The sequence below is a fragment of the Plantactinospora sp. B5E13 genome (assembly GCF_039871775.1).
GTDB lineage: Bacteria > Actinomycetota > Actinomycetes > Mycobacteriales > Micromonosporaceae > Plantactinospora.
The window spans coordinates 16,906-33,028 of the sequence record NZ_JBDPLT010000069.1 but is presented as its reverse complement, the minus strand read 5'-3'; the positions used below and the strand labels follow the sequence as shown (position 1 = coordinate 33,028).

At 72.6% G+C, this 16,123-nt stretch carries 12 protein-coding genes; 5 read left to right on the top strand and 7 right to left on the bottom strand.

Going from position 1 to position 16,123, the window contains the following annotated elements; translation table 11 throughout:
* From ABGB05_RS34640 to ABGB05_RS34630, 3 genes are all read right to left on the bottom strand, one after another.
* A partial coding sequence (locus ABGB05_RS34640) for a hypothetical protein (RefSeq protein WP_347658205.1) occupies window positions 1–742 on the bottom strand: 742 nt, incomplete at its 3' end.
* Window positions 743–888: 146 nt separating this feature from the next.
* Window positions 889–3,480 carry an ATP-dependent chaperone ClpB gene (clpB, locus tag ABGB05_RS34635; protein ID WP_347658203.1) on the bottom strand — a complete coding sequence of 864 codons (2,592 nt, stop codon included), beginning with the start codon at window positions 3,478–3,480 and terminating at the stop codon, window positions 889–891.
* 149 nt (window positions 3,481–3,629) lie between these two features.
* Window positions 3,630–4,775, bottom strand: coding sequence for a sialidase family protein (locus ABGB05_RS34630; protein ID WP_347658202.1), 1,146 nt, complete (start codon window positions 4,773–4,775; stop codon window positions 3,630–3,632).
* 114 nt (window positions 4,776–4,889) lie between these two features.
* Here ABGB05_RS34630 and ABGB05_RS34625 point away from each other — a divergent pair, with 114 nt between their 5' ends.
* The 3 genes from ABGB05_RS34625 to ABGB05_RS34615 all read left to right on the top strand — a co-directional run bounded on the left by ABGB05_RS34625 (window position 4,890) and on the right by ABGB05_RS34615 (window position 7,216).
* Window positions 4,890–5,390 carry a TrkA C-terminal domain-containing protein gene (locus ABGB05_RS34625; RefSeq protein ID WP_347658200.1) on the top strand — a complete coding sequence of 167 codons (501 nt, stop codon included), beginning with the start codon at window positions 4,890–4,892 and terminating at the stop codon, window positions 5,388–5,390.
* Window positions 5,391–5,395: 5 nt separating this feature from the next.
* Window positions 5,396–6,598 (top strand): cation:proton antiporter, encoded by a 1,203-nt coding sequence (locus ABGB05_RS34620; RefSeq protein WP_347658199.1) that lies wholly within the window; start codon window positions 5,396–5,398, stop codon window positions 6,596–6,598.
* Window positions 6,599–6,787: 189 nt separating this feature from the next.
* Window positions 6,788–7,216 (top strand): hypothetical protein, encoded by a 429-nt coding sequence (locus ABGB05_RS34615; protein WP_347658197.1) that lies wholly within the window; start codon window positions 6,788–6,790, stop codon window positions 7,214–7,216.
* A 214-nt stretch (window positions 7,217–7,430) separates the two neighbouring features.
* On the opposite strand, the gene ABGB05_RS34610 is transcribed toward ABGB05_RS34615, so the two are convergent.
* The 4 genes from ABGB05_RS34610 to dnaK form a co-directional block, all read right to left on the bottom strand.
* The gene (locus tag ABGB05_RS34610) at window positions 7,431–7,874 is read right to left on the bottom strand and encodes a helix-turn-helix transcriptional regulator (RefSeq protein WP_347658195.1); all 444 of its coding nucleotides are present in this window, start codon (window positions 7,872–7,874) and stop codon (window positions 7,431–7,433) included.
* Window positions 7,875–7,917: 43 nt separating this feature from the next.
* Window positions 7,918–9,108 carry a molecular chaperone DnaJ gene (gene dnaJ, locus ABGB05_RS34605; RefSeq protein WP_347658194.1) on the bottom strand — a complete coding sequence of 397 codons (1,191 nt, stop codon included), beginning with the start codon at window positions 9,106–9,108 and terminating at the stop codon, window positions 7,918–7,920.
* 126 nt (window positions 9,109–9,234) lie between these two features.
* Window positions 9,235–10,182 (bottom strand): nucleotide exchange factor GrpE, encoded by a 948-nt coding sequence (grpE, locus tag ABGB05_RS34600; protein ID WP_347658193.1) that lies wholly within the window; start codon window positions 10,180–10,182, stop codon window positions 9,235–9,237.
* Between the two features lie 54 nt (window positions 10,183–10,236).
* Entirely contained in the window at window positions 10,237–12,111 is a 1,875-nt protein-coding gene (dnaK, locus tag ABGB05_RS34595) for a molecular chaperone DnaK (protein WP_347658192.1), read from the bottom strand.
* Between the two features lie 289 nt (window positions 12,112–12,400).
* Between dnaK and ABGB05_RS34590 the strand changes: the two genes are divergently transcribed.
* Together ABGB05_RS34590 and ABGB05_RS34585 are read left to right on the top strand one after the other, a co-directional pair.
* A complete protein-coding gene (locus ABGB05_RS34590) occupies window positions 12,401–14,374 on the top strand; it encodes an ABC transporter (protein WP_347658191.1) in 1,974 nt (657 codons plus the stop codon).
* Complete coding sequence (locus ABGB05_RS34585; protein ID WP_347658190.1) at window positions 14,371–16,092, top strand: GTPase; 1,722 nt, start codon at window positions 14,371–14,373, stop codon at window positions 16,090–16,092. Before ABGB05_RS34590 ends, ABGB05_RS34585 begins: the two co-directional genes overlap by 4 nt.
* Window positions 16,093–16,123: the final 31 nt, after the last annotated feature.

Here is a 16,123-nt window from a genome sequence, read left to right as displayed (position 1 = left end):
GCTGACCCGGATACGGCTGGCCCGGCTGCGGCTGCTGCTGGCCCGGGTACGGCTGACCCGGATACGGCTGGCCCGGCTGCGGCTGCTGCTGGCCCGGGTACGGCTGACCCGGATACGGCTGGCCCGGATACGGCGTGCCCGGCAGCGGCGGTTCCCAGCCGGCCACGGCCGGCCGGCGGAAGTAGTCGTTGGACGCCGGTAGCGCGAGCAGGATCACCGCCGCCAGCAGTGCGAGCAGGCCGATGATGGTGGCCGTCAGGCTGACCGGACCGGTCCAGCCCGGCACCGCCTCGTCGATCCGACGCTGGATCTCCTGCGGGTCCGGTACGTTCGCCGTACCGGTGTCACCGACGCCGCTGAGCATGCCGTTCAGCGCGGTGCCGGCGAGTCCCGGTACGAAGCAGCACAGGACGCCGAGTCCGCCGAGCACCCAGGTGATGATCCGGGAGACGTTCCGACCGCCGTTGTTGAGCACGGCGAGGACCACCAGCCCCGCGGCCAGCAGCAGCTCCACCACCGCGCCGACGATGCCGCCGACGGTCGCGAAGTTTTCGGTGCCCTCAAGCTCGGTGCCGGCGTACAGGTCGGCGAGCACCTCGCCGCTCGGACCGGCGGCGGCCAGTCCGGCGACCGCGATCAGCACGAACATGAGCGCGGTCAGATAAAGGAGATAGCTGGAGATGGTCACGGTGGCCGGACGTGCCGGCGGAGCCGGCGGAGTCGGGTTCGCTGGTACCGACACGGCTCTCCTCTCCTGGTTCGTTGTCCGCGGGTCGCGGTCTGATCGGGAAACCACCGTATCGGTACCGGCCGACCGGCGCCGGACCCGACGGGTCCGGACCAGGCCCGGACGCGGCCCGGACCAGGCCCGGACCCGACCGGTCCGGATCAGGCCCGGGCCACGGTCAGGCTCTCCTTGCCGTCGGCCAGGTCGACCCGGACCGTGTCGCCGTCCCGCACCTCGCCGGCGAGCAGCGCCTTGGCCAGCCGGTCGCCGATCGCCGACTGGACCAGCCGACGCAGCGGCCGGGCGCCGTAGATCGGGTCGTAGCCGTGCTCGGCCAGCCAGTTCCGGGCCGGGTCGCTGACCTCCAGGCTGAGCCGGCGGTCGGCGAGCCGGCGACGCAGCCGGTCGAGCTGGATGTCCACGATCCCGCGCAGTTCCTGACCGGTGAGCGAGGCGAAGACCACGATGTCGTCCAGCCGGTTCAGGAACTCCGGCTTGAAGTGCGACCGGACCACCGCCAGCACCGCCTCCCGACGCTCCTCGTCGCCGAGCGTCAGGTCGGAGACGACCGCCGAGCCGAGGTTCGAGGTGAGGATCAGGATCGCGTTGCGGAAGTCGACGGTACGACCCTGCCCGTCGGTCAGCCGTCCGTCGTCGAGCACCTGGAGCAGTACGTCGAAGACGTCCGGGTGCGCCTTCTCCACCTCGTCCAGCAGGATCACCGAGTACGGCCGGCGACGCACCGCCTCGGTGAGCTGGCCGCCCTCCTCGTACCCGACGTAGCCGGGCGGGGCGCCGACCAGCCGGGCGACGGAGTGCTTCTCGCCGTACTCGCTCATGTCGATCCGTACCATGGCCCGCTCGTCGTCGAAGAGGAAGCCGGCGAGCGCCTTGGCCAGCTCGGTCTTGCCGACACCGGTCGGGCCGAGGAAGAGGAAGCTACCGGTGGGCCGGTCGGGGTCGGCGACCCCGGCGCGGGCCCGGCGGACCGCGTCGGAGACCGCGGCGACCGCCTGGGCCTGGCCGACGACCCGGGTGCCGAGCGAGTCCTCCATCCGGAGCAGCTTTGCGGTCTCGCCCTCCATCAGCCGGCCGGCCGGGATGCCGGTCCAGGAGGCGACGACGGCGGCGATGTCGTCGGCGCCGACCTCCTCCTTGAGCATGGCGCCGTCCGCCTGCAGCCCGGCGAGTTCCTGCTCGGCCCGGGTCAGCTCGGCCTTCAGCTCCGGGATCCGGCCGTAGCGCAGCTCGGCGGCGCGTTCCAGCTCGCCGTCGCGCTCGGCGCGTTCGGCCTCGCCGCCGAGCCGTTCCAGTTCCTCCTTGGCGGTGGAGATCCGGGTGATGTGGTCCTTCTCCAGCTTCCACCGGTCGCTGAGCGCGGTGAGCTGCTCACGCTTGTCCGCCAGCTCGCGGCGGAGGCGATCGAGGCGCTCCGCCGAGGCCGGGTCGGGCTCCTTGGCGAGTGCCATCTCCTCGATCTCCAGCCGGCGTACCGCCCGTTCGATCTCGTCGACCTCGACCGGCCGGGAGTCGATCTCCATGCGGAGCCGGGAGGCGGACTCGTCGACCAGGTCGATCGCCTTGTCCGGCAGGAACCGGTCGGTGATGTAACGGTCGGAGAGGCTGGCGGCGGCGACCAGTGCGGCGTCGGTGATCCGTACGCCGTGGTGCACCTCGTAGCGCTCCTTGAGGCCGCGCAGGATGCCGATGGTGTCCTCGATGGTCGGCTCGCCGACCAGCACCGGCTGGAAGCGGCGCTCCAGTGCCGGGTCCTTCTCGATGTGCTCGCGGTACTCGTCGAGGGTGGTCGCGCCGACCATCCGCAGCTCGCCCCGGGCCAGCATCGGCTTGAGCATGTTGCCGGCGTCCATCGAGCCCTCGCCCTTGCCGGCGCCGACCACGGTGTGCAGCTCGTCGAGGAAGGTGATGACCTGGCCGTCGGAGTTCTTGATCTCCTCCAGCACCGACTTGAGCCGTTCCTCGAACTGGCCCCGGTACTGCGCCCCGGCGACCATCGCGCCGAGGTCGAGCGAGACGAGCAACTTGTCCCGCAGTGACTCGGGTACGTCCCCGGCGACGATCCGCTGGGCCAGCCCCTCGACGATCGCGGTCTTGCCGACGCCGGGCTCGCCGATCAGTACCGGGTTGTTCTTGGTACGCCGGGACAGCACCTGGACCACCCGGCGGATCTCGGCGTCCCGGCCGATCACCGGGTCGATCTTGCCTTCGCGGGCGCGTTCGGTGAGGTCGACGCCGTACTTGGCGAGGGCCTGGTAGGTCTGCTCCGGGTCGGCGGTGGTGACCCGCCGGTCCCCGCCGCGTACCGCCGGGAAGGCGGCGACCAGGTCCTCCTCGGTGGCACCCGCCTCCTGGAGGAGCTTCGCGACCGCGCCGCCGACCCGGGCCAGCCCGGCCAGCAGGTGCTCGGTGGAGGTGTACTCGTCGCCGAGCGGCCGGGCGATCTGCTCGGCCGCGCCGATCGCGTTGACGAACTCGCGGGCCAGGCTCGGCTCGGCGACGCTGGAGCCCCGAGCGGCCGGCTGGGTCTCCACGGCCCGGGCGGCGGCCCGCCGGACGTCGGCCGGGTTGGCCCCGACCGCGCGCAGCAGCCCGGCCGCGGTCGACCCACCGGTGTCCAGCAGGGAGAGCAGCAGGTGCCACGGCTCGACGGTGGCGTGGCCGCGCTGGTTGGCCGTCGCGACCGCGCCGGTGATGACTTCGCGACTCTTGGTGGTGAGACGTTCGGCGTTCATGAACTCCCCATACGGTCCCGCCGGTCGTGGAGACGGACCGGCACCGACAGCGTGACGACCGCCGCCGCCGGACGGCGGGGCGACCTCCACTGGTGACGACACAACCAGAGTTGAGTGTATTCCACTCAACTTCCCGACGGTGATGTCGATCACCCCTGGTGCAGCCGCACCGTCACCCAGCGCCGCTCGGTGCCGCGTCCCGACCCGAGCCAAGCCCGCCCGGTCGGCGGATCCGCGGCGAAGAGCGTGCCGTCCGGCAGCATCCGCAGGTACGCCCCACCGACCGGCCAGGGCAGGTGCAGATAGCTGCCGCGGCCGACCAGACCGGGACCGTCCGGGCCGGTCACCGCGAGCAGCCCGTCGCCGAGCGGCACCGCCGAGGTGAACCGCTCCGGCGGGTCCACCGGACGGACGAGGCTCCACCCCTCACCGGGCCCGTCCCGCCGCCACAGCGTCGGAAAGAGCGTCCGGTCGTCCGCGTACCCGATCAGCCAGGCATCGCCGTCCTGCGCCACCGCCGCCCGGACCAGCGAACGGCTCCGGTCCTCGCCGAGCGGCACCGCCGGTTGCCAACTGCGCCCGGCGTCGGCCGAGACACAGACGTACGGTCGGCCGTCCGACACCCCGGCGGCGACCAGCCGGTCCCCGCCGTGGCCGACCGAGCCGAGCACCGGCAACGCCGGCTGCGCCGGCACCGGGTGGAGCCGGTCGCCGACCCACTCCACCACCTTCGGCCGGACGTCATCCTCGCAGCAGATCTGGAACCGGCCGTCGAGCTGGTGGTACGCGGTCGGCGGGCGCTCACCGTCGTACCGGCGGAAGGTCCGGCCGTGGTCGGCGGAGACGTACCAGACGTTCGCCCCGACCGAGAGGACCAGCAGCCCGAATCCGGCGTCGAGTTGTGGGTGGCCGGCCAGCGGGGGATGCCGTACCGGTTGCCAGGACCGTCCGCCGTCGACGGTGCCGAGCAGCAGGCCGGAGGAGACCGGCGCGTCGGGTTCGGCGGCGCCGGTCGGTGCCGGGTCGGCGGCGCCGACCACAAAGAGGGCGTAGCCGCGGTCGGCGTCGACGAACTCGATCTGCCGCAGCCGGGCGGACGCCGGCACCGACACCCGCACCGCCCGCTCGACAACCGGCGGTACGCCGTCGCCGGCCCCCGTCGACCGGACCGGGGCCGGCGGAGTACGCCGTACGTCGCCGATCGAACAGCCGACGAGCAGCGCCCCGACCAGGGCCAGTACGGCGATCGTGGCACCCGCCCGGCCGGCGTCGACCCGGCCGCCCCGAATCCGCATCACGCACCTCCCCCGGGATCGAGCCACGCCCCCTCCCCGCGGTTCCCGGCGGGCTCCGACAGGCCCGCCGGACACAGTGTCCGGCGCTCAGACCAGCACGGTACCGTTGCCCGGGTGCGAGTACGTGTGGAACAGACGGCCCTACCCGGGATCGGCGTACGCCACGACGTGGTGACCACCTCCGGCCGCCGGCTCGGTGTGGTGACACACCGCAATGGCCGACGAGATCTGGTGCTCTACGATCCGGACGATCCGGACGCCTGCACCGCCGACATCCCGCTCACCGACGACGAGGCGGAGGCGCTGGCCGACATCCTCGGCGCGTCGCTGATGTTGGGTCAGCTCTCCGGGCTGCGTCAGCAGGCCGCCGGGCTGCTCACCGAGCAGATCTCGATCCCGGCCGGTTCACGGTACGTCGGTCGCCAGCTGGGCGACACACAGACTCGCACCCGTACCGGGGCGTCCATCGTCGCGGTACTCCGGGAACGTGAGGTCATCCCCTCCCCGGAGCCCACCTTCCGGTTCGAGACCGGCGACGTGGTGGTCGTGGTCGGGACCCGCCAGGGTCTCGACGGCGTCACCGCGATCCTCGCCGAGACCGACCCGGACGGCTGACGCGTATGCACCACACCACGATCCTGCTCATCGAGGTCGGTGCGCTGCTGCTCGCCCTCGGCATGCTCGGCCGGCTCAGCCGGCGGTTCGGACTCTCACCGATCCCGCTGTACCTGCTCGCCGGGCTCGCCTTCGGGCACGGCGGGGTGTTGCCGCTGAACGCCAGTGAGGAGTTCTTCCAGGTCGGCGCCGAGATCGGCGTGATCCTGCTGCTGGTCATGCTCGGTCTGGAGTACTCGGCCAACGAACTGGTCGGCAACCTCCGGGCCGCCGCCCCGGCCGGTCTGGTCGACGGGCTGCTCAACGCGTTGCCCGGCGTCGCCTTCGGCTTCCTGCTCGGCTGGGGCTGGGTGGGCGCGATCGTCCTCGGCGGCGTCACCTGGGTCTCCTCGTCCGGCGTCATCGCCAAGGTCCTGGCCGACCTGGGCCGCCTCGGTAACCGGGAGACCCCGGTCATCCTGTCGATCCTGGTCATCGAGGACCTCGCGATGGCGCTCTACCTGCCGCTGGTGACCGCGATCCTCGGCGGTAAGGGCCTGCTCGGCGGCGGTATCGCGCTGGTGATCGCGGTCGCCACCGTGGTCGTCGTGCTGGTGGTGGCGATCCGGTACGGCAACGGCATCTCCCGGATGTTCTCCCCCCAGGATCCGGAGGCGCTCCTGCTCGGCGTCCTCGGGCTGACCCTGCTGGTCGCCGGGCTCGCCGCCGGGCTGCAGGTCTCGGCCGCGGTCGGCGCGTTCCTGGTCGGCATCGCGCTCTCCGGGCCGGTGGCGCACAACGCCACGGAGCTGCTCTCGCCGCTGCGGGACCTCTTCGCCGCGGTCTTCTTCGTCTTCTTCGGCCTGCACACCGACCCCCGGGACATCCCACCGGTGCTGCTGCCGGCGATCGCGCTGGCCGTGGTCACCATGGCGACGAAGGTGCTCACCGGGTACATCGCCGCGAAGCGGGCCGGGATCGGCCTGCCCGGTCGATGGCGTACCGGCCTGGCGCTGATGCCGCGCGGCGAGTTCTCGATCGTCATCGCCGGCCTGGCCGTGAGCGCCAGCGTCGTCAACCCGCAGCTCGGTCCGCTCGCCACGGCGTACGTCCTGGTCACCGTGGTGACCGGTCCGATGTTGGCCCGGTTGCCGGACTTCGGCTGGTTCAAGCGCTGGCTGCGCAAGCAGGCAGCCGGCCCCCGGCCGCCGGTCGTCGCCACCGAGTGAACCGTGCCGGTCGGCCATTTCGCGCCGACGGCGCCGGGGCGGGTGACCAGGGCAGGTAACGGGTTGATGAAATAGCCGGTGGCTGCCCTTCTGCTGCCCGGCCACAGCGCGTTACCGTGTCGCCGCGGCAGCTGCCCGGCCCCGCCGGCGCCGGGTGGCCAGCCATGACGCGAGCGGAAGGGCGGCCCGTTGAGCGTGCACGACTCGACGTTTCGGGGCTTCGCCAATCCCGTGGACCCGTCCCCCGCCGAGCTGCGGGCCTGGGCGTACGAGCCGGACTCGGTGCCGCTGCACACGATGCCCCAGGACTGGGACCTGCTGGTCTCCGGTGACCACCTGGTCACCACCCTCTTCGACCTGGCGATGGACCCGTCGTGTCCGGCCCGCCGGTTCGCCCTGCACTGCCTCTACATCTACGCGGCGGACGGGATCCGGACGAAGTTCCGGGCCCATCCGCGCCGCCGGCTGCGCAAGCTCGTCGAGCAGGCCGAGCAGCACGGCGACGAGCCGATGGCCATCTGGGCGTACAACACGCGGATGCTCCAGGCCCGTCCGGAACTCTTCCAGTACCACGACTGGTGCGAGGGCGGCCTGGTCCGGCAGGGCCGCCGCCTGTAGCCGGGCCGTTCACGACGGTGGGCCGTTCACGACGGTGGGCCGGGACCCCCCGTGGATCCCGGCCCACCGGTGCCCCCGCCGCAGCGGTCGCCGGTCGTCGCCGGGCCACCAGACAGCGGTGGCCTGGTCGTGCGGCGACCCGCACTACCAGGCAGATTACCGAGCCCCCGGGACGGCCGCGGCCGAACCAGGGAGCCGGGCGGACAACGGTCGGTCAGGCCGACGGGTCGGTGGTGCGGCGCGGGCGCCAGACGACCAGCGCGGTCGAGGTCTGGTTGGTCGGGACCAGGTCACGCCGGGCGAAGCCGAGCGCCTCCAGTTCCGCCATCCGCCGGTACGCGGTCTCCAGCTCCGCCTGCAGCTGGGCCATCCGCTGCTGCAGTTCGTCCACGAACTGCTCCAGTGCGATGATCCGCTTGATGCCGGCCAGGTTGACCCCGTCCTCCTGGCTGAGCCGCTGCACCTCGCGGAGCAGCACCACGTCCCGGACGCTGTAGCGCCGCCCGCCACCCGGCGCCCGGCCGGGCTGGACCAGCCCGAGCCGGTCGTACTGGCGGAGGGTCTGCGGGTGCATGCCGGCCATCCGGGCCGCCACCGAGATCATCAGCACCTTGGCATCGGACGCCTGCTCGATGGAGACGACAAACTCCTCAGCCACCTCAGCCCACCTCCGCGCTGCTTCGGGCTCCACCTGGAACCGGTCAGTTGGAACGACGCAACCGAGCGTCGAGATGTTCCCGTCCCGCCTGCGGGGTCTGGGCGGCGAACGCCTCCAGCGCCTCGCGGGCCTCGTCCGACAGCTTCTCCGGCACCACGATCTCGACGGTGACCAGCAGGTCACCGGCCTGGCCGTCCCGGCGGACCACACCCCGGCCACGGGCCCGCAGGGTACGACCGCTCGGGGTCCCCGGTGGCACCCGGAGCGTCACCGCGCCGTCCATCGTGGGCACCCGCAGGTCCGTGCCGAGCACCGCCTCGGCGATGGTGATCGGCACGGTCAGCGTCAGGTCGTCGCCGCTGCGGCCGAACAGGTCGTCGTCGCGGACCTTGACCAGCACGAAGAGGTCACCGGCGGGGCCGCCCCGCTCACCCGGCTCGCCACGGCCGGCGAGCCGGATCCGTTGCCCGTCGGCGACCCCGGCCGGGAACCGGACGTTGATCGTGCGGGACTTGGTCACCCCGCCGGTGCCCCGGCACTCCGGGCACTTCTCGTCCACGATCGTGCCGACACCCTGGCACTCCCGGCACGGCTCGGAAAAGCTGAACGAGCCCTGGTTGCGGGTCACCAGACCGGAGCCGTGACACTGCGGACAGGCCCGGGGCAGGGTGCCCGGCTTGGCACCGTTGCCGTGACAGGTGTCGCAGACCCCGGGCGAGCGCACCGTCAACGGCATCGTCACGCCCTGGACCGCCTCGTCGAAGCCGAGCACCACCTCGGCCTCGACGTCCCGGCCCCGGGCCGGACCACGCGTCCGGGTCGGCCCGCCGCCACCGGAGAAGATCGAACTGAACAGGTCGGAGAACCCGGCCCCACCGAACCGGCGGTCACCCGCCCCCGCCCCGGCCTGCCCCATCCCGCCGAAGAGGTCGGAGACGTCGAACGGGTAACCGCCCGGCGGCCCGCCCGCCCGGGCGTTGCGCCGGAACGCGCCCGAGCCGAACAGCGAGCGCATCTCGTCGTACTCCTTGCGCTTGCGCGGGTCGGAGAGGACGTCGTACGCCTCGGAGACGGCCTTGAAGCGTTCCTCGGCCGGCGCGTCGCCCGGATTCCGGTCGGGGTGCAACTCCCGGGCCAGTTTGCGGTAGGACTTCTTGATCTCGTCAGCGGAGGCGGACTTGTCCACCCCCAGTACGGCGTAGAAGTCCTTTTCCAGCCAGTCCTTCGAACTCATCGGTCGTCCACCCCCTTTCCCCTCGTCCGTCTGACGGTCGAGGTGCCACCCGTACGCGTCCGGAGGGACGACGCCGTGGTGGCACCTCGACCATGGTCACTCACTCAACCTGGGCGGTGCGCCCGACTACTCCGGGTCGGCGACCGCGACCAGCGCGGCCCGGAGCACCTTGTCACCGAATTCGTAGCCGCGCCGCATCACGTCGACGCAGGTCGGCTCGGTCACGTCGGCCGAGGTCAGGTGCGCAACCGCCTCGTGCCGGTTCGGGTCGAACGGGTCGCCCTTCTCGCCGAACGGGGTGAGACCGAGCTTCGTCAGGGTGCCGATCAGCTGCTCGGCCACCGTACCGAAGGGCCCGACCAGGTCACCGTGTTCGCGGGCCCGGTCCAGGTCGTCGAGTACGGGCAGCAGCGCGGTCAGCACCTTGCCGGTGGTCTCCTTCGCCGCCGAACCCCGGTCCCGGTCCACCCGCTTGCGGTAGTTGGCGTACTCCGCCGTCACCCGTTGCAGGTCCCGGGTCCGCTCGTCGAGTTCGGCCCGGAGCGCTCCCAGTTCGGCGCGCAGCGGAGCGGGCTGCTCGTCGACCGGCTCGGTGACCGGTTCGGCCGGGGCGTCCACCACCGGCCCCTCGGTGCCGGACGGCTGCTCCGCCTCCAGCACCTCGGCGATCTCGGCGTCGTCGACCACCGGGCTGCCTGGTTCGCCGGCCGGACCGGCGTCGGCCCGGTCGGTCTCGTCGGCGTCGGTCGCCGTCGAGTCGGGCACCTCCGGACCGCCGTCGGGCGCCGTCGCGTCGTCCACCGCGACGGCGGCGTCCGTGGACCCGGTGTCGTCGACCTCACCGGCGGCGACGACCGGCTCCGCGTCGACGGCCGACGGCTCCGGGTCGGGATTCGGGTCCTTCACCGCCGGCTTGGCGCCGTTGGTCTGGCCCGTCGTCCCGGTCGACCCGGCGACGTTGATCTTCCGCTTGTCCCGGATGACGATGCGCTCGTCGGTGCCGCCGTCGGGCGCGGAGCCACCCGGCGTCGATCCGGTGGTCTCCGGATCGGCGGCTCGTGGCTTTTCCGTCATGCGACTACCTCGATCCGTTGTGCGTACGGCCTACCCGGACGTGGAGCTGACGGGTCACTTCTTGTCATCCTCGTCGACGATCTCCGCGTCCACCACGTCGTCGGCGCCGCCCTTCGGGCCACCGGTCGGCCCGGCGTCGCCGGCCCCACCCGGAGCCTGCTGTCCCTGCTCGCCCTGCTGCGCGTAGAGCAGCGAGCCGGCCTGCTGGGAGACCTTCGCCAGGTTCTCGTGCGCCGTCTTGACCTTCTCCAGGTCGGTCCCGCCGAGCGCGGCCCGCAGCTCGCCCAGGGCCTCGTTGAGCTGGTCCCGGGACTCGCCCGGCAGCTTGTCGCCGCTCTCCGCGAGGAACTTCTCGGTCTGCCACTGCAGCTGCTCGGCCTGGTTGCGGGTCTCCGCCTCCTCGCGCCGCCGCTTGTCCTCGTCGGCGTGGTCCTGGGCGTCCCGCATCATCCGCTCGATGTCGTCCTTCGGCAGCGCCGAGCCGCCGGTGATCGTCATCGACTGCTCCTTGCCGGTGCCGAGGTCCTTCGCGTTGACGTGCACGATGCCGTTCGCGTCGATGTCGAAGGTGACCTCGATCTGCGGCACCCCGCGCGGCGCGGGCGGCAGCCCGGTCAGCTCGAACGTGCCGAGCTTCTTGTTGTACGCGGCGATGTCGCGCTCACCCTGGAAGACCTGGATCAGCACGGACGGCTGATTGTCGTCGGCCGTGGTGAAGACCTCGGAGCGCTTGGTCGGGATGGTGGTGTTGCGCTCGATCAGCTTGGTGAAGATGCCGCCCTTGGTCTCGATGCCCAGCGACAGCGGGGTCACGTCGAGCAGCAGGACGTCCTTGACCTCGCCCTTGAGCACGCCGGCCTGCAGCGCGGCGCCGACCGCGACGACCTCGTCCGGGTTCACGCCCTTGTTCGGCTCCCGGCCGGTGAGCTGCTTGACCAGGTCGGAGACGGCCGGCATCCGGGTCGAGCCGCCGACCAGGATGACGTGGTCGACGTCGGAGACCTTGATCCCGGCGTCCTTGATCGCCTGCTCGAACGGGCCCTTGCAGCGGTCCAGCAGGTCCTGGGTCATCCGCTGGAACTCGGCCCGGGTCAGGGTCACGTCGAGGTGCAGCGGCGCGGACGGGGTGCCGTCGGCACCGGCCGGCCCGGCCGTGATGTACGGCAGGTTGATGCTGGTGGTGGTGGCGGCGGACAGCTCGATCTTGGCCTTCTCGGCGGCCTCGCGGAGCCGCTGCATCGCCATCTTGTCCTGCGCCAGGTCGACGCCGTGCTGGCCGCGGAAGGTCTTGACCAGGTGGTCCATGATCCGCTGGTCCCAGTCGTCACCGCCGAGGTGGTTGTCACCGCTTGTCGACTTCACCTCGATGACACCCTCGGCCAGTTCCAGCAGCGACACGTCGAAGGTGCCGCCACCGAGGTCGAAGACCAGGACGGTCTGTTCCTTGGAACCCTTGTCCAGGCCGTACGCCAGCGCCGCCGCGGTCGGCTCGTTCACGATCCGCAGCACGTTGAAGCCGGCGATCTCCCCGGCCTCCTTGGTGGCCTGCCGCTGGGCGTCGTTGAAGTACGCCGGCACGGTGATCACCGCGTCGGTGATCCGCTCGCCCAGGTACGCCTCGGCGTCCCGCTTGAGCTTCATCAGGGTCCGGGCGGAGATCTCCTGGGGGGTGTACTTCTTGCCGTCGATGTCGACGGACCAGTTGGTGCCGACCTCCCGCTTGACCGACCGGATGGTCCGGTCCGGGTTGGTCACCGCCTGACGCTTGGCGACCTCGCCGACGAGCACCTCACCGTTGCGGGCGAACGCGACGATCGAAGGAGTCGTCCGCGAGCCCTCGGCGTTCGCGATGACAGTGGGCTCACCGCCCTCGAGAACGCTGACGCAGGAGTTCGTCGTGCCGAGGTCGATTCCGACCGCACGTGCCATCTTCGCTTCCTCGCTTCGTTACTCGGCAGGTGACGGGCACCGCCCGCGAGACACCCACCACAAGTTGAGTGGACCGGACTCAATAGTGCCACGATCGCCGACAACATCAAAGTCAGACTTGAGTCACATCGACGCAACCACCCGTCGGATCGTACGAGCGGGGACGTCCGGCCCCAGATCGACATCGACCGGGGTCACGACGGGTGCCGGGCCGACCGGGCCGGCGAGGCGCTGATCCATAACAACGGTGCCTGTTGTCTGTGTTGCAGGGATCGGGCAGTCTTTACCCGTGACGACCCATGGCGATCCGGCCACCGGCCTCGGCATGCCCACGGTCGGAACGCCACCGCCCGACGGTGACGAGCGCCCCGACCAGGGCGGTACCACCGCCGCCGGCAACACAAGCACCGCCGGCCCCAGGGGCGACACAAGCACCACCGGCCCCACCGGCACCAGCAATACCAACGGCACCAGCAATACCAGCGGCAGCACGGGCACCGGCGCCGCCGGGCCGGTGACCGCACCCGATCTGCGCCGGGCCCTCGTCGACCTGCGGGCCGCGATCAACACGACCTCGTACCCGTTGACCCTGCCCGGGGTCGACGAGGCCCGCCGGGTCGCCACCGCACTCGTCGGCCAACTCGACGACTACCTCCTGCCCCGGCTCTCCCGACTCGACGCGCCGCTGCTGGTCGTGGTCGGCGGCTCCACCGGCGCCGGCAAGTCGACGCTTGTCAACAGCCTGGTCCAGGCCCGGGTCAGCGCGGTCGGCGTCCTCCGGCCGACCACCCGGTCACCGGTGCTGGTCTGCAGCCCGCTCGACACGACCTGGTTCCGGCGGGGCGAGCTGCTGCCCGGACTGACCCGGACCAGCGAACCGACCGACCGGCCGGACGCCGTACAACTGGTCGCCGCGCCCGCCCTCCCGGCCGGGCTCGCCTTCCTTGACGCGCCCGACATCGACTCGGTGGTCGACGCCAACCGGGCCCTCGCCGCCCAACTGCTCGCCGCCGCCGACCTCTGGCTCTTCGTCACGACCGCGGCCCGGTACGCCGACGCCGTCCCCTGGGAACTGCTGCGTACGGCACGACTGCGTGGCACGGTGATCGCCCTGGTCCTCGACCGGGTACCCCCGGCGGCCAGCACCGAGGTGACCGAACACCTGACCGGGATGCTGGCCGCCAACGACCTGGCCGGCGCGCCCCTGTTCGTCCTGCCGGAGACCGTGGTCGACGGGCAGGGGCTGCTCCCCGGCCGGCTCACCGAGCCGCTGCGCGCCTGGTTCAACCGGCTCGCCGCCGACGCGGACGCCCGCTCGGCGGTGATCCGGCAGACCCTCGACGGTGCCATCGCCGCGCTCATCCCGGCGGTCGACGGGCTGGCCACCGCCGCCGACCAGCAGGTCCAAGCCGCCGAGGCGTTGGACGAACGGGTCCGGGCGGCGTACCGGACCGCCCGGCGCTCGGTCGAGCAGAGCCTGCGCGACGGCCGGCTGCTCCGAGGCGAGGTGCTGACCCGCTGGCAGGAGTTCGTCGGCACCGGCGAACTGTTCCGCAGCCTGGAGGCGTGGATCGGCCGACTCCGGGACCGGCTCGTCGCGGCCGCGACCGGGCGCCCCGCCCCGAACACCCAACTCCAGACCGCGATCGAGTCCCAGCTGGTCACGCTGCTGCGGGAGGCGGCGGCCGCCGGGGCCGAGCAGAGCCACACCGCCTGGCAGGCCCATCCGGCCGGCGACGCCCTGCTCACCTCCGATCTGGCCCGGCCGGGCGCGGACCTGCCCGAACGGGCGGAACGCCTGGTCCGCGACTGGCAGCGCGGCGTACTGGAGCTGGTCCGTACCCAGGGCGGCGACAAACGGTTCGTGGCGCGCGGTGCGGCGTACGCGGTCAACGCCACCGGGCTCGCCGTCATGATCGCGGTGTTCGCCTCCACCGCGTTCATCCCGACCGGGCTGGAGGTGGCGGCGGCCGGGGGCACCACCGTGGCCGCACAGAAGGTCCTCGAAGCGATCTTCGGCGACCAGGCCATCCGCAGCCTCGCCACCCGGGCCCGCGGCCGACTGCTGGACCTGGTCGACCAGCTCCTGCACGAGGAGGCGGCCCGGTACCTGGCCCGGACCGCCGCGGTCGGGGTCGACGCCGGTCCTGGTGAACGGCTCCGGACGACGGCCGCCTCGGTCGACGCCGCCCGTACCCGGACCGCGCTGACCACCGACACCGCCGTCCTGGCCGGCCAGCACGGCACGGAGGCGGGCCGGTGACCGACATCCTCGGCCGGGTCCGCGACACCCGCCGGCCCGACCAGCGGTCCGACCCCGACCGGCTGTTCGAACGACTGGACGCGGTGCACCGGTTCGTCCGCGCCGTCGACGGCCACCTCCCGGACGACCGGCTGGTAGCGGCACACACCCTGATCGAACGCGCCGGCGCCCGACTCGCGCTCTCCCCGAACCACACCGTGGTCGCGCTCGCCGGTACCACCGGCAGCGGCAAGTCCAGCCTGTTCAACTCCCTGGCCCGGTTCGAGATGTCACCGGTCGGCGTCCGACGCCCGACGACCGGGGTGACCCACGCCTGCGTGTGGGGGCCGCTGGAGGGCGCCACCCAACTGCTCGACTGGGTCGGCGTACTGCCCCGGCACCGGTTCGTCCGGGAGAGCGCGCTGGACGGGGCCGACGAGGCCGCCCTGCACGGGCTGATCCTGCTCGACCTGCCCGACTTCGACTCGGTCGACCACACCCACCGGGCGGAGGTCGACCGGCTGCTCGGCCTGGTCGACCTCGTCGTCTGGGTGGTCGACCCGCAGAAGTACGCCGACCGGGTGCTGCACCGCGGCTACCTGCGGGAGTTCCGCCGGCACCGGGACGTCACAGTGGTGGCACTCAACCAGGCGGACCGGCTGCCGCCGGCCGAGGTACCCCGGGTCGTGGCCGACCTGCACCGGCTGCTCGACGCCGACGACCTCGCCGGCGTTCCGGTGCTCGCCACCTCGGCGCTCACCGACGCCGGCACCGCGCCGCTGCGCGGCGCCCTGGAGCAGACGGTCGCCGAACGACGGGCGGCGCTGCGCCGGCTCTCCGGCGACGTCGACGCGGTGGTCGAGGGACTCGGCGAACTGGTCGGCACCGCCCCCGCCGAGGAGGACCTCGACCGGCCGACGATGCGCCGGCTGATCGACGCGCTCGCCGGCGCGGCCGGGGTGCCGGCGGTGGCCGAGGCGACCGAGCAGGCGTACCGGCACCGGGCGGTCGCGGCGACCGGCTGGCCGCTGGCCCGGGGTTGGCGCCGGCTGCGGCCGGATCCGCTGCGTCGACTGCACCTGGCCGGCGCCGCCGGCGACACCCCGTCGTCGGACGGAGAGCGGGACAGTCTGGCCTCGAACGGAATCCTGCCCCCGGTGCCGGCGACCTCGGTACCGGAGCCGACCGCGGCACAGCTCGCCGCGGTCGGACTGGCCGTCCGGGCGGTCGCCGAACGGGCCGGCGCGGCGCTGCCGACCCCGTGGTCGACGGCGGTGACCGCGGCTGCCCGGTCCCGGCTCACCGACCTGCCGGACGCACTCGACCGGGCGGTCGCCGGCACCGACCTCGGGCTGCCCCGCGCCCCCGCCTGGTGGCGGGCGGTCAACGGACTGCAGTGGCTGGTCACCGTCACCGCGGCGGTCGGACTCGGTTGGCTGCTGCTCGGCTACGCGGTCCGCGCCCTCGGCTTTCCCCCACTGGAATACCCGATGGTCGGCGTCGCCCCGCTGCCCAGTCTGCTGCTGCTCGGCGGGCTGCTGTCCGGGGTGGCGCTGGCCCTGCTGACCAGACCAGTGATCCGCTGGGCCGCGCGTCGGGCGCGGTGGCGGGCCGAGGGGCGGATGCACGACGCGGTGGCCGAGACCGCCCAGCGGTACGTCATCGTGCCGGTCCGGGTGGTGCTGCGGGCGTACGCCGAGGCCCGGGCCACGCTGGCCGTCGCCGCCGGCCCCCGCTGAACGTGCCCGGCGCGCTGCTGGTGTTGGACGG